This is a genomic window from Limosilactobacillus difficilis (genome assembly GCF_947387495.1).
GTDB classification, from domain to species: Bacteria; Bacillota; Bacilli; order Lactobacillales; family Lactobacillaceae; genus Limosilactobacillus; species Limosilactobacillus difficilis.
Genome location: NZ_CANDNU010000016.1, coordinates 22,202 through 35,747, shown reverse-complemented (window position 1 = coordinate 35,747; position 13,546 = coordinate 22,202). Strand labels below are relative to the sequence as shown.

The following is a 13,546-nucleotide window of genomic DNA, read 5'->3' as shown; positions in this document are numbered from 1 at the left end:
CTAGAAAAATATTAAACTATCAAACACCGTTTGAGATATTTTTTGAAGAACCGTTGCACTTAGTTTGACAATTCGTCACCCAAATTTTCGGCTTTTCGTTATAAACTATTAACGAGGAAGGAGTGAGCAACCATGAAAGCACTGGTTTCACTAAAAGACGTTGCCTTTCAGTATCCAGGTAGCCCGAAAAGGGCCGTTGAAGGCATTAGCTTCACTGTTCCCAAGGGACGGTGGACGGCCTTAGTTGGCCACAATGGCAGCGGGAAGAGCACGATTGCACGGTTGATCGACGGACTCTTGGCACCACTTGCGGGTTCAATTACCGTTGACGGTCTGGCACTCAACAACGAAAATTTGGCCACAATTCGTCGAAAAATCGGCTTTGTTTTTCAAAATCCAGACAACCAGTTTGTTGGGACAACCGTTGGTGAAGATGTAGCCTTTGGTTTGGAAAATCGGAACGTTTGCCGGGCTGCGATGCAGGAAAAAGTTGCTCGCTCACTTCAAACAGTCGGCATGGCCGACTTTATCGATGAACAACCAGCCAACCTGTCAGGAGGACAAAAGCAGCGAGTTGCCCTGGCGGGTGTCCTAGCTCTGGAACCCCAACTGGTGATTCTGGATGAAGCGACCAGTATGCTGGACCCCGAAGGCCGTCAACAGATCGACGACTTGCTGCTTCGTCTGCAGCGCGAACGCCAGCTGACGATCCTCGCCATTACCCATGATACTTATGAGGCCTCGTTAGCCGATCACGTCGTAGTGATCAACGACGGCCATCTTGTAGAACAAGGACCAGCGGCGACGATTTTGTCACAATCTGCCAGGCTACAGCAACTACATTTGAAGCCTCCCTTTGTTTTTCAGCTCAAACAGTTATTAATTGCAAGGGGCATTCAAATACCAGAAGATGTCAATAACGAACAAAGGATGGTGGACTGGCTGTGTCGGCAATACAATTCACAAATTTAAGTTTCAGCTACCAAGCTGGCACTCCTTTTGCGGTAGAAGCACTCCGCAATGTTTCCGTTACGATCCCCAATGGGTCATGGACGGCAGTAATCGGCCATACGGGGAGTGGTAAGTCGACGTTGATGCAACTGCTTGACGGCCTGCTTTCGCCCACTACTGGCAGCATCCGTAATGGTCAGCGGCAACTCCAGGCCGGCGCTAATAGGAAGGAGATGGCCGCTTTTCGCCAGCAAACGGGCTTTGTCTTTCAATTCCCAGAAAACCAGCTCTTTGCCGAAACAGTGCTCGAGGACGTGATGTTTGGACCACAAAATCTAGGACGCACGGATAAAGAGGCCCGAACGGATGCCATTGCAGCACTGGAGATGGTTCATTTTCCACGGGAAGATTATAAGCGCTCACCCTTTGACCTCTCAGGCGGTCAAATGCGGCGCGTGGCAATTGCCGGGGTCTTGGCCATGCGGCCGCAAACCTTGATCCTGGATGAACCAACAGCTGGATTGGATCCCAGCGGTCAGGATGAATTGATGCGGTTGATTAAAACGCTGCACGATCAGCACCGGACCATTTTGATGGTTACCCACCAGATGGAATTGGTGGGCGCCTATGCTGACCACGTCTTGGTAATGAACCACGGACAAATGACGATGTTTGGCACGCCACAGCAACTGTTTGCACAGCCGCAGCTGCTTAGCGATAATCATCTAAAAATGCCAGCAAGTGTCGCGTTGGGGCAGCAACTACGCGCCAAGGGGTTACCCTTACCCGAAACGTTGCCGTTAACAATTGAGCAGCTGGCAAGTGAAGTGGCTGAAACGTTAAGGAGGAAGCAGGGATGAATAACAGCGTTGTTTTTGGCTCTTATGTTCCGCTCGATTCTCCGATTCACCGTCTTGATCCGCGAGCAAAACTGATGATCTGCTTCTGGTATGTTATTCTCGTTTTCTTTGCTAATGGTCTGTGGACCAACCTCTGGCTGGCTTTTTTCCTGCTTATTTTGCTGCTACTAACACGGGTGCCGTTTGTTTCTTACTGGCGCGGCGTCAAGCCGATGTTGTGGATTATCTTGTTTACGATTGCGGTACAGATCCTTTTTAGCTCTGGTGGTCACGTCTATTGGCACTGGGGGTGGATAGCGATTACGAGCGGAGGAGTTCGGCAATGTGGCTTGATTTTTGCACGCTTCATGCTGATCATCATTTCATCAACGGTGCTGACAGCAACCACACCACCGCTCCAACTGGCCGATGCCGTTGCTTCGGTAATGCAGCCGCTAAAGTATTTGCACGTTCCGGTTAATTCGATTGCTCTGATGCTATCAATTGCTTTGCGTTTCATTCCGACCATCGTCAACGAAGTGCAGCAGATCATGAACGCGCAGCGGGCCCGGGGCGCCAATTTTGACACTGGCAGCATTTTCAGCCGGGCCAAACGGCTGATTCCGGTCCTAATTCCGCTCTTTGTCTCGTCTTTTAAGCGTGCCGAGGATTTAGCGACGGCGATGGATGCCCGTGGTTATGATCCTGATGCGTCTCGCAGCAAGTACCGAGTGCTCCAATGGCAATGGCCTGATACAGTTGCGGCGATAGCTATGAGTGCTTGTACGATTGTCCTGGTCCTGATCAGGATTGGATTATAAGAGGAGAGATGGAACGTGTATCGCTATAAAATTACTTTTGCCTACGACGGGACTAATTTTTCGGGCTTTCAAATTCAGCCTCACAAGCGGACTGTCGAGCAAACTCTGAAGGACGCGGTGAATAAGATTGCCAAGCATCCAGACCCCGCAATTCCGGTTATTGGGTCGGGACGGACAGATGCTGGCGTTCACGCCCTCAATCAGGTGGCTCATTTTGACTTGTCGTATCAGTTGACGGGATTGCAGATGCAGCGAGCGCTTAACAGCCTTTTGCCCCTGGATATTTTGGTTAAGAAGGCAGAACCGGTCAGTATGGACTTTCATGCCCGCTTTTCCGCTCACCGCAAACGTTATCGTTACCGGGTGGACCTGGGCGAATTTGTCAATCCCTTTAAACGCAACTACACAGCTCATTTTAAGTACCCGGTTGATGTGGATTTGATGCAGCGGGCTGCGCAAGATTTAGTTGGGAAGCATGATTTTACGAGTTTTGTGGCGTCTGGCAGCCAGGCTCACAGTAACGTGCGAACGATTTATGAGGCAACTGTTCGTCGCGACGTGGCTAATAATGAAGTGGTTTTTGAATTTGTCGGCAATGGCTTTCTATACAACCAGGTGCGCATCATGGTAGCTCTTTTACTAGAAATTGGCAGCAGACAGCGCCCCAGCGACGATGTCAAACGGGTTTTAGCAGCTAAGGATCGCAACCAGGCCCGAATGACGGCACCGGCTAGCGGCTTATACCTGGTCAATGTCGATTATGGTGAATAAATGTTGACGGAATGCCGAAAAGTGGGTACACTAGTGATTGGTATTCTTTGACCACTGATAAGCCCCGGAACCTTATTTGGTTGTTAAAGAAGACAAAAATTGGAGGAACTAATCGTGAGAACGACATACATGGCAAAACCAGGTGAAGTTGACCGCAAATGGTACGTTGTTGATGCCAAAGGCGTTGCCCTCGGTCGTCTGGCAGCTGCTGTTGCCAAGATTCTTCGTGGCAAGAACAAGCCAACCTACACCCCTCACGTTGACACTGGTGACTTTGTTATCATTATCAACGCTGCTGAAGTTAAATTGACTGGTAACAAGCTGAAGGGCAAGAAGTACTACCGTCACACGCCAAACCAACCAGGTGGCTTCCATGAACGGACTGCTGCTGACTTCCTGGCTAAGCAACCAACGAAGATGGTTGAAATGGCTGTTAAGGGTATGCTGCCGCACACTCCACTGGGCCGGAAGATGGGCATGAAGTTGCACGTTTACGCTGGTGCAGAACACGACAACGCAGCTCAAAAGCCTGAAAAGCTTGACATCACGAAATTAATTTAACGAGGAGGGGAAAATATGGCTCAAGAAGTACAATACAGCGGCACTGGACGTCGTAAGGATTCAACTGCTCGGGTACGTTTGGTACCAGGCTCTGGTAAGATTACGATGAATGGCAAGGCCATCGAAGATTACATTCCATTTGCTAACCTTCGTGCCATTGTCAACCAACCATTTGATGTTACGAAGACATCTGGTCAGTACGATGTCTTGGTTAACGTTAATGGCGGTGGCTTTGCTGGTCAAGCCGGCGCAACTCGTCACGGCATTGCTCGGGCATTGCTCGCGGCTGACCCTGATTTTCGTGACGCCTTGAAGAAGGCCGGCCTGCTGACTCGTGACCCTCGGATGAAGGAACGGAAGAAGCCAGGTCTGCGGAAAGCCCGGAAAGCTCGTCAATTCAGTAAGCGTTAATCTTTGGGGATTAATACTGCTGTTTGGCTGGCGGCTTTTGCCAACCAACAATTCAAATAACAGGTTGTGGTTTAACCGCAACCTGTTTTTATTTTGCATATTGACAACTTATAAAATTCATTATAGCCTTGAAAGGCATTCATTTAATAAATATTGGGAGGATTTTATTATTATGCGTTTTTGTCCAAAATGCGGCGCTGAGCTCAAAGCTGGCGCAAAGTTTTGCCCGCACTGTGGCTATCAGCTGACAGAGAAGAAGACTGGGGAAGCGGCAAGCTCTGCGACGCCTAAGTCAGCTAAGCCGTCTGATGCCGAAGAGGCTAAGGGAACAGCTCAAAAGGCAATGGCGAACGGCCAGCAAAAGCCGCACAAGTCGACGAAGAGGAGCAAGTATGGTAAATGGCTTGTCGGGGTGATTGTTGTCATTATTTTAGTCGTGGTCGGCTATCGTCAAGTCTACCTGCCTCAGATGGTTAAGTCGACGGTGGTATCCAACGGCTTTACATCAGCGAAGGGCTACACGGTGGCAACAAACCTCAGTAAGCACGCAATTGTAGTGACCGCCGACCAGGATCAGTTGCAGAACTATAGTCGCTCCTTGGCTGCTAACCACTTTGATACACGACGGCTCGGGGTGGAAAACCAACTGTCCGGTTTGGCTCATGATGTCAACAGCCGGGCGCTGGGCACGTGGAGAATTGCGATTGCAGCTAAAACCAACCGGGGAAGCGGCCTAATGTGGGAATATGATGGCACCAAAGAAAGCCACCGCTACCAGACAACCAGTGAGTGTCGCCAACTGCATGAACGCTATCTGGAGGAAAAGCAGGCAGAACAGCAACAAGCCCAAGAGGCAGACCGGGACGAAAAGATTGGGGCTGGTCTACTCGGTGGCGGCATCGGTTTGTTACTTGGGGGGCTTTAAAATGCGCAAAGACGAACAGGTAATTTTTTGTCCAAATTGCGGTACCAAAAACGAGGGGGACGCCAAGTTCTGCTTGAACTGCGGTCAACCATTGCCGCAAATCTATGCGGATCAATCGGACAGCGAGAACGCTAAATCAACTGTTAGTCAGAAGGTGCCGAATCAAACTAGCAAGTCCACGATTGTTGACGCAACGACTTCCCGCATTAATAGTTGGACGGGTGGTCAAGGCGCCGTTAAAGTCTCTTTGCGGGACTTTTTCGGTCAAGTTTTTCAGTCCCATAGTCAGGCAGAAGCCGAAGAGATTTTTATTGCGGGAACGAAGACGACTACGCCTGATTTAGCGGATTTGGCGGATGAGCAAGTCCAACCATGGCTGTTTTCTCGGGCATTAGTCTTCACTCTGATCCTGGGAGCGCTGCTTTGGGTCCTATCTTTATTAAATCCGCGGATTGGTGTGACGTTTTCACTGGATGCGGCTTTGTCGGTAGCAGTTCCAGTTTCCGCGCTGATCCTCTTTTTTGAAGTGAACGTTTATCGTAACATCAGCTTTTACCAGGTGATCAAGATCACCCTTGTCGGTGGTGCCCTTTCTTTGATTGCTGCCATGATTTTAGACAGTTTCCTGGGGATGAGCGGGGCCCTCAACTTTACTGGAGCCTTGATAACGGGGATTGCTGAGGAACTTGGCAAGGTACTGGTTGCTGGCTATTTTATCTACCGAATGCGAGCAAAGCACATCTTTAACGGAATGCTGATTGGCGCCGCTGTCGGTTCTGGTTTCGCTGCCTTTGAAAACATCATGTACATGGTGGATGATAGTACTGGTCAATTGGCTTCGGTTACGGCTGCCTTAGTGCGTTCGCTGTTTTCCATCTCCGACCACACGGAGTGGTGTGCTATCGCAGCCGCTGCTTTGGTGATGGCCAAGGAGACGAAGCAACTGGAATTGGAAGACTTTTTGCGGCCTAATTTCTTGAAGTTCCTGCTCTCTGTAATCGTCATTCATATGCTTTGGGATTGGGATATCTACACTAGTGTAATCAAAAACATCATCTTAGCAGTGATTACCTGGCTCTTCGTTTTCGTACTCATCCATGCGGGATTGCGCGAGGTCAAGACCCTTCAGCTGCAAATGAAGAAGCAAGGGGATACAGACGCTGCGCCAGAGCAAGCGCAGAGCAATTCCTGATTGATTCCTAACGATGATTTTGCTCTGTAGATTGTTTGCCACCGTTATGATGAGTTAAAATAAGCAGTGAAACTGTTTTTTTGTAATTGCTAACGGAGGTAGTTGGTGGCACGAAGAAAAAAAAGGCAGACCCGACCCAAAAAGAAGAATAAGGGGCATCGCAAGGCTTACTTTATTCTGTTAGTGGTGTTGATCGTTTTTTTGGCGGTCTATATTGGTCATCAAGTTTATCAGCACTACCAGCAGGAGCAGATCATTGAAAAGCGCGACAATGCCAAGCAGTTATTCATCAAGCAAATTGCGCCGGAGGCCCAGGCGATGCAGAATCAATACCATGTCTTGGCGTCGATTACGATCGCCCAGGCGATCTTGGAGTCAGATTGGGGAAGCAGTAAACTGGCTGCGAACTATCACAATCTGTTTGGCATCAAGGGTTCAGGTGCTGATTCCCGCGAACTGTCAACAAAGGAATACGTCAATGGCCGGTGGATTATAATTACCGATCGTTTTAAGGTTTATCCATCCTGGGACGCTTCAATCCGTGATCACGCGCGGCTGATGGTCGACGGGACGACCGGCAATGCTGATAACTATTCAGCCGTGACCGCGGCGAGTGACTACCGAACGGCTGCCAAGGCGTTACAGCAGGCTGGATATGCCACTGATCCCGACTATGCTAACAAATTAATCAGCGTTATTCAGACTTACCAACTTTACAAGTATGATCGCTAGGAGGCTCATTATGCAGGAATTGATCGATTTAATCCGCCAGTCTGGCAAAGTTTTGCCGGGTAATATTTTAAAAGTGGACGGCTTTTTGAATCACCAGGTCAGCCCAGTTTTGATGCAGCACTGTGGTCAAGAACTGGCGCGGCGTTTTCAAGACGCGGGGGTAACCCGGGTATGGACCGTTGAGTCTTCCGGAATTGCACCGGCTTTGATGACCGCCCTGGCCTTGGGAGTGCCGATGATTTTTGCCCGTAAGCACAAGAGTCTCACTTTGACAGATGACCTCTACACTGCAGATGTCTACTCATATACCAAAAAGGTAACCAACCACATTTCAATTGCTAAGCGTTTTGTTCAGCCGCATGACAAGATTTTGCTGGTCGATGATTTCTTGGCGAACGGTCAGGCTGTTAACGGCATGATGGAAATTGCCGCACAGGCAGGCGTTCAGGTAGTCGGCGCCGGGATTGTGATTGAAAAGAGCTTCCAACCTGGTGGCAAAGAATTGCGTCAGGCTGGCGTTCGGGTGGAATCGCTGGCAAAAATCAAGTCCTTAGCGGGCGGCAAAGTTAGTTTTGAAGAGGGGGAAGCATGATGACAATGGAGAAACCAATTTATCCCGGAGCTACTTTGGGCCTTATCGGGATTGACTTCAATGGTTCGGCTCTGATTTCGGCATGTAAGCAGGCTGGCTATAACGTTGGGGTTTATGTCGATCGGCCAATGCCAGCCGTGACGCACCAGGCTGATTTTACGATCGTAGCCAATTATCGGGAGAAGGCCAAGTTGCACGAATTCGGGGAAAACGTTGACGCGGTGATTTACGCAACGACCCAGGTGGATGCCATTGTGCTGAAGTACCTCGCTAAGTTCACTGCCGTTCCGCAAGGGGTTAACGCCCTAGAAATTGTTCAGGACCGGCTGATGGAGCGGGCTTTTCTCGACCAAATCAACGTTAACGTGGCCCCGTACGTTACGGTGATTAGCCTCGACGATGTTTACCAATCGATCGACTCGATCGGCTACCCAGCCCTTTTAAAGCCGATTCAGCGCGGCCTGGGCGAGCGCTCGATGCGAATCAACCGGCAAACTGATATTTCGCGAGCTGCTGACTTCATTGATGCCGGTACCTACTTGCTGGAATCATGGATCGACCACACTAGTGAATACACCATGGTCGCTTCCACGGATGGTGAAAAAGTGACCACTTACCCGCTGGCTGAATTGGTGTTAGACGGCCAACGAAAGTTAATTGAGGTCAAGACGTCGGCCGCGGTCGATGACGACATGCTCAAAGAGATGCAGCGGATTATGCACAGCGTTGCTTCCGCTTTACAGTACCGCGGGATCTTCAGCGTCAATTTCTACGTCACTGACACGGGCAATCTCTACGTCAAAGGATTGCAGCCCGGCTTGTCGGCCATTGGCAATGTCTTCGACAAGACGGCAAACGTCAGTCAGTATGAACAATTACTGCGGACCGTTGTGGGGATGCCGATGCACCAGATCGACCACTTGCAGCCAGCACTGATGATGGTTGTACGCAAGGCCCAGGAAGACGCAATTCACCGGCAGTGGCTGCTCAAGGATAATTGGCAGTACCGCTTCATGATGGATGTCAAGAAAGCCCCAACTTCCTTACTGGGTTTTGTTTGGGTAACGGGGATGGATAGCGTCGAAGCTCTCCAGAACCAGGTTGATGACACCGAGGTTTGGAGCAAAGAATTGCCAACCGAAAACGGCGGCGAAACCTTGACGGGTGATCCCCGGATTGACCTGCCGGAAAGTGATGCTGATCAAAGTGACGATGGACAAGGATCAGATCAAAATTAATGATGAAATAAATAATGAACAGGTCCCTAGGGGTGTTACTCTAGGGGCCTGTTGCTTCTTGCATGAAAGTGCTTTGCTGTGATTAAGGTAGTAAGGATTTGTTATAATCAAGGCTGACTGAAAGAAAAGGGGAAATGACCGTGAGTAGTCAAGATTTACTCAAAGGATTAAATGATAAACAGGTTGAGGCCGTCAAAACGACGGAAGGGCCCCTCCTGGTTTTAGCGGGTGCTGGCTCAGGCAAGACGCGGGTCCTAACGCACCGGGTGGCTTACTTGATTGAGGAAAAGGATGTTAATCCGTGGAACATCCTGGCCATCACTTTTACCAATAAAGCGGCAACTGAAATGCGGGAGCGGGTCGGCAAATTGCTGGGAGAAAATGCTCGTGATATTTGGGTTTCGACCTTCCACGCGCTGTGTGTTCGGATTTTGCGGCGTGACATTGACAAGTTGGGTTACAACCGCGCCTTTACCATTGCAGATTCTGGGGAACAGCGGACGTTGATCAAGCAGATCTGTGCTGAACTCAATATCGACACGAAGCGTTTCGATCCCCGCAGCATCTTGAGTGCTATCTCAAACGCTAAGAATGCGATGCTGACGCCAAAGGACTACGCTGCTCACGCGACGGGCCTGAAAAAAGAAATGATCAGCAAAGTCTATACCAACTACCAACGGCAATTGGAAGCTAACCAGGCCCTGGACTTTGATGATTTGATCATGAAGACTATCGAACTTTTCCATCAGGAACCGGCTACTTTAGACTTCTACCAGCGCAAGTTTCAGTACATCCACGTTGACGAATATCAAGATACTAATGATGCACAGTACCAGTTAGTGCATATGCTGGCGGATACACCACACCACAACCTGTGTGTCGTTGGGGATGCCGACCAATCGATTTATGGCTGGCGGGGAGCTAATATCCAGAATATTCGCAACTTTGAGAAGGATTACCGAGACGCCCATGTCGTTTTGCTAGAACAGAATTATCGTTCGACCCAGACGATCCTGGACGCGGCTAATGAAGTAATTGTCAACAACCTTGACCGGAAAAAGAAGAAGTTGTGGACTGATAACGGGAAAGGTGAGAAGATCACTTATTACCGGGCTCAAAACGAACATGATGAGGCCCAATACGTGGTCGCCCAGATTCGCCAGCAAATGCGGGCCGATCACTTGCAATACCATGATTTTGCCGTACTCTATCGGACCAACGCCCAGTCGCGGGCAATTGAAGATACCTTCCTCAAGTCAAGCGTGCCTTACCAAATGGTTGGCGGCCACAAGTTTTACGATCGGAAGGAAATTCGGGATGTGCTCGCCTACCTGACCTTGATCGTCAATCCAGCTGATTCGATGAGTTTTCAGCGGGTTGTCAACGAACCCAAGCGGGGGATCGGTCTCAAGACGATTGACCACTTGCGGGAATTTGCTAATGACAATCAGTATTCGATGCTGCAGGCGGCGATCAACGTTGACATGGCTAACAACGTGAGTGCGGCAGCCAAACGCCACCTCGGCGAATTTGCCCAGTTGATCACCGACCTGCAAAAGCAGGCTGATTATTTAAACGTGACGGAGCTGACTAAGCAAGTGCTCGAGCGGAGTGGTTATAGTAAAGCACTGAAAGCTAATGATAACCTGGAAAATCAAACCCGCCAGGAAAACCTGGATGAATTCCTTTCCGTGACTCAAGAATATGATAAGCAGCACGAAAATGAAGATGATGATCAAACTGATGAGAATGGCGCTGGCTTGACGAGGCTGACCGACTTTCTGGCTCAGTTGGCTTTGGTTTCTGATCAGGATGACGTTGATGACAATGATCCAGCCGTAACCCTGATGACGATCCACGCTGCCAAGGGCCTCGAATTTCCGATTGTCTTCATGATTGGGATGGAAGATGGCATTTTTCCTTTATCTCGGGCCTTGTTGGAAGAAGACCAACTCGAGGAAGAACGCCGCTTGGCTTATGTCGGTATCACCCGAGCCAAGCGGAAGCTTTACTTGACCAATTCTTACAGTCGGATGCTTTATGGACGGGTGCAGCGCAACCAGCCGTCCCGCTTTGTCGAGGAAATTGATGATAGTTTGCTTGACTTTGAAAACGGCGTCAGTCGCCAGTCTGATTTCATGAAAACACCATTTGATAAGCAGGCAGCAACGGCAAAAACTTATCACGAACGCCGCTCAGCGCGTTCTGGCAGCCAGCACAGCACCCACACAGTCGCCAAAGCAGCCGGCAGCAACGGGGCCGAAAAGGTCAGCTGGAAGACGGGCGACAAGGTGGCCCACAAGAAGTGGGGTGAAGGAACTGTGGTTGCAGTTGCTGGTAGTGGTAAAAACATGGAATTAGATATCGCCTTTCCTCAGCAGGGTGTTAAGAAACTGCTCGCTGAGTTTGCGCCGATTAAAAAAGTCAATCAATGATTAGGAGGCAGCAAGGATGGCAGAACCAAAAGCAGTCGATCAGTTAACTTTAGCGGAAGCGAAGGACGAAATTGGCCCTCTCCGGCAGCAAATTAGCCAGTGGGGTCGGGAATATTACGAACAAGACAACCCAAGTGTAGAGGATTTTGTTTACGATCGTGCTTATCAGCGGCTGGTTGATATTGAGCAGCGCTTTCCTGCTCTGGTGACGCCAGATTCGCCAACCCAGCGAGTTGGGGGGCAGACCAACGGAAACTTGCCCAAGGTCAGCCATACAATTCCGATGTTGTCGATGGGGGATGTTTTCTCGGCCGACGAACTGTTCGATTTCAACAAGCGGCAGCAGGATAACGACCAGATGACGGAGGAAGAGCCGGCTTATAACCTCGAATTGAAGATCGATGGGCTCTCCTTGTCTGTGGTTTATGAAAACGGCAAATTAATCCAGGCGTCAACGCGGGGCAACGGCGAGATCGGCGAAGATGTGACTAAAAACGTTCAGCTGATCAAGGACGTTCCCAAGGTCCTGCCTGAACCATTGTCATTGGAATTTCGTGGTGAGTGCTACATGCCTAAACAGGCTTTTGCCAAGCTAAACGAAAAGCGTGAAGCTGCCGGGGACCCGGTCTTTGCTAATCCCCGCAATGCGGCTGCCGGCAGTTTGCGCCAGTTGGATTCTCGAATTACTGGGCGGCGTCAATTAGCGACTTTCATGTATTACGTGCCTGAATGGCGTAAATTGGGCGTGACGACCCAGGACGAAGCCCTCCAACGGATGCGCGAACTCGGCTTTAGCGTCAACCCGACTAACCGGGTGGTGCGCAGCAAAGATGATATCCAGCAATACATCACCGAATACACGGCCAAACGGGATCAATTACCTTATGGCATCGATGGGATCGTAGAAAAAGTCAATGATCTTGCCACGCAAGACGCTCTCGGCGCTACGGTCAAGGTGCCACGCTGGGAAATTGCTTATAAGTTTCCACCGGAAGAACAAGCAACGATTGTGCACCAAATCGAGTGGACGGTTGGGCGAACCGGTAATGTCACCCCCACTGCGGTGATGGATCCAGTGCAACTGGCTGGAACGACAGTGAGTCGGGCTTCCCTTCACAACCCAGATTACTTGCAAGACAAGGACATTCGAATTGGGGACACCGTTTACCTGCACAAAGCTGGCGACATTATTCCTGAGATCTCGCGGGTAGACAAGACTAAGCGGCCGGCGGACAGTCAGCCTTACCGGATCCCAACCCAATGTCCAGTTTGTGGTTCGACCCTTGTTCACTTGGATGATGAGGTTGCCCTTCGCTGCATTAACCCGATGTGTCCAGCTCAGATCAAAGAGGGGCTAGCTCACTTTGCTTCGCGTAATGCGATGAACATCGACGGGCTGGGGCCGAAAATCATCAACCAGCTTTGGGAAAAGAGTTTGATTCACGATTTTGCCGATCTCTACCAGTTGAGTCATGACCAATTATTAACTTTAGATAAATTTGGGGAGAAATCGGCGACTAACTTATTGACATCAATCGACAATAGTCGTCATAATTCTGTAGAACGTTTATTATTCGGGCTTGGTATTCGGCATGTTGGCGCCAAGGCCGCTCAGCTTTTGGCTGAGCACTTCGGTTCTCTTGATGCGGTGATGACTGCTAATGCTAATGAAATTGCGGCCGTTGACAACATTGGCCCGACCATCGGTGATAGTGTTGCCACTTATTTTGCCAATAACGAGGTTGATGCTTTGATCAACAAGCTGAAGCAAGTTGGGGTTAACATGGATTACCTTGGTCAGCGTTCCGCGGAAGTAGCAGCCCAGGCTGGTGATAGTCCTTGGAATGGCCGGCGGGTTGTACTCACTGGAACATTGGCCAAGATGACGCGACGTCAGGCAACGGACTGGTTAACTGCGCATGGTGCTAAGGTAACAGGCAGTGTTTCGAAGAAAACGGACTTGCTGATTGCGGGTGAAAAGGCCGGCAGTAAATTGACCAAGGCTCAAAAGCTCGGCATCACCGTGTGGGACGAAGACAAGTTTTCCCGGGAAATAGAGGAGGAACATTAAATCGTGA

The 13,546-nt window shown here is 49.9% G+C and carries 13 protein-coding genes; all 13 read left to right on the top strand.

What is annotated here, in order from left to right; genetic code table 11:
- Window positions 1-132: 132 nt before the first annotated feature.
- The 13 genes from QOR82_RS04725 (at window position 133) to ligA (ending at window position 13,539) form a co-directional block, all read left to right on the top strand.
- Window positions 133-972, top strand: coding sequence for an energy-coupling factor transporter ATPase (locus tag QOR82_RS04725; protein WP_283583621.1), 840 nt, complete (start codon window positions 133-135; stop codon window positions 970-972).
- Window positions 945-1,811, top strand: coding sequence for an energy-coupling factor transporter ATPase (locus tag QOR82_RS04720; RefSeq protein WP_283583620.1), 867 nt, complete (start codon window positions 945-947; stop codon window positions 1,809-1,811). The genes QOR82_RS04725 and QOR82_RS04720 overlap by 28 nt, the downstream gene beginning before the upstream one ends.
- Entirely contained in the window at window positions 1,808-2,611 is an 804-nt protein-coding gene (locus QOR82_RS04715) for an energy-coupling factor transporter transmembrane component T family protein (RefSeq protein WP_283583619.1), read from the top strand. Before QOR82_RS04720 ends, QOR82_RS04715 begins: the two co-directional genes overlap by 4 nt.
- A 15-nt stretch (window positions 2,612-2,626) precedes the next feature.
- Window positions 2,627-3,382, top strand: coding sequence for a tRNA pseudouridine(38-40) synthase TruA (gene truA, locus QOR82_RS04710; protein ID WP_283583618.1), 756 nt, complete (start codon window positions 2,627-2,629; stop codon window positions 3,380-3,382).
- A 114-nt stretch (window positions 3,383-3,496) separates the two neighbouring features.
- On the top strand, window positions 3,497-3,943 hold the full coding sequence (rplM, locus tag QOR82_RS04705) for a 50S ribosomal protein L13 (RefSeq protein ID WP_283583617.1): 447 nt from the start codon (window positions 3,497-3,499) through the stop codon (window positions 3,941-3,943).
- 15 nt (window positions 3,944-3,958) lie between these two features.
- Window positions 3,959-4,354 carry a 30S ribosomal protein S9 gene (rpsI, locus tag QOR82_RS04700; protein WP_283583616.1) on the top strand — a complete coding sequence of 132 codons (396 nt, stop codon included), beginning with the start codon at window positions 3,959-3,961 and terminating at the stop codon, window positions 4,352-4,354.
- 172 nt (window positions 4,355-4,526) lie between these two features.
- Window positions 4,527-5,279 carry a zinc ribbon domain-containing protein gene (locus QOR82_RS04695; protein ID WP_283583615.1) on the top strand — a complete coding sequence of 251 codons (753 nt, stop codon included), beginning with the start codon at window positions 4,527-4,529 and terminating at the stop codon, window positions 5,277-5,279.
- Between the two features lies 1 nt (window position 5,280).
- Complete coding sequence (locus QOR82_RS04690) at window positions 5,281-6,471, top strand: PrsW family glutamic-type intramembrane protease (RefSeq protein WP_283583614.1); 1,191 nt, start codon at window positions 5,281-5,283, stop codon at window positions 6,469-6,471.
- A gap of 105 nt (window positions 6,472-6,576) precedes the next feature.
- Complete coding sequence (locus tag QOR82_RS04685) at window positions 6,577-7,203, top strand: glycoside hydrolase family 73 protein (protein WP_283583613.1); 627 nt, start codon at window positions 6,577-6,579, stop codon at window positions 7,201-7,203.
- 10 nt (window positions 7,204-7,213) lie between these two features.
- Window positions 7,214-7,795 carry a xanthine phosphoribosyltransferase gene (locus QOR82_RS04680; protein ID WP_283583612.1) on the top strand — a complete coding sequence of 194 codons (582 nt, stop codon included), beginning with the start codon at window positions 7,214-7,216 and terminating at the stop codon, window positions 7,793-7,795.
- A 5-nt stretch (window positions 7,796-7,800) separates the two neighbouring features.
- Window positions 7,801-9,033, top strand: a complete 1,233-nt coding sequence (locus QOR82_RS04675) for an ATP-grasp domain-containing protein (protein ID WP_283583611.1) — start codon at window positions 7,801-7,803, stop codon at window positions 9,031-9,033.
- 134 nt (window positions 9,034-9,167) lie between these two features.
- Window positions 9,168-11,468, top strand: coding sequence for a DNA helicase PcrA (pcrA, locus tag QOR82_RS04670; RefSeq protein WP_283583610.1), 2,301 nt, complete (start codon window positions 9,168-9,170; stop codon window positions 11,466-11,468).
- Window positions 11,469-11,484: 16 nt separating this feature from the next.
- Window positions 11,485-13,539, top strand: coding sequence for an NAD-dependent DNA ligase LigA (gene ligA, locus QOR82_RS04665; RefSeq protein ID WP_283583609.1), 2,055 nt, complete (start codon window positions 11,485-11,487; stop codon window positions 13,537-13,539).
- Window positions 13,540-13,546: the final 7 nt, after the last annotated feature.

Bases quoted from the DNA above. Each gene is read 5' to 3' on its own strand.
- QOR82_RS04695 (WP_283583615.1), top strand. From the start codon at position 4,527: ATGCGTTTTTGTCCAAAATGCGGCGCTGAGCTCAAAGCTGGCGCAAAG.
- QOR82_RS04715 (WP_283583619.1), top strand. From the start codon at position 1,808: ATGAATAACAGCGTTGTTTTTGGCTCTTATGTTCCGCTCGATTCTCCG.
- QOR82_RS04690 (WP_283583614.1), top strand. From the start codon at position 5,281: ATGCGCAAAGACGAACAGGTAATTTTTTGTCCAAATTGCGGTACCAAA.
- rpsI (WP_283583616.1), top strand. From the start codon at position 3,959: ATGGCTCAAGAAGTACAATACAGCGGCACTGGACGTCGTAAGGATTCA.
- QOR82_RS04680 (WP_283583612.1), top strand. From the start codon at position 7,214: ATGCAGGAATTGATCGATTTAATCCGCCAGTCTGGCAAAGTTTTGCCG.
- ligA (WP_283583609.1), top strand. From the start codon at position 11,485: ATGGCAGAACCAAAAGCAGTCGATCAGTTAACTTTAGCGGAAGCGAAG.
- pcrA (WP_283583610.1), top strand. From the start codon at position 9,168: ATGACCGTGAGTAGTCAAGATTTACTCAAAGGATTAAATGATAAACAG.
- QOR82_RS04725 (WP_283583621.1), top strand. From the start codon at position 133: ATGAAAGCACTGGTTTCACTAAAAGACGTTGCCTTTCAGTATCCAGGT.
- QOR82_RS04675 (WP_283583611.1), top strand. From the start codon at position 7,801: ATGGAGAAACCAATTTATCCCGGAGCTACTTTGGGCCTTATCGGGATT.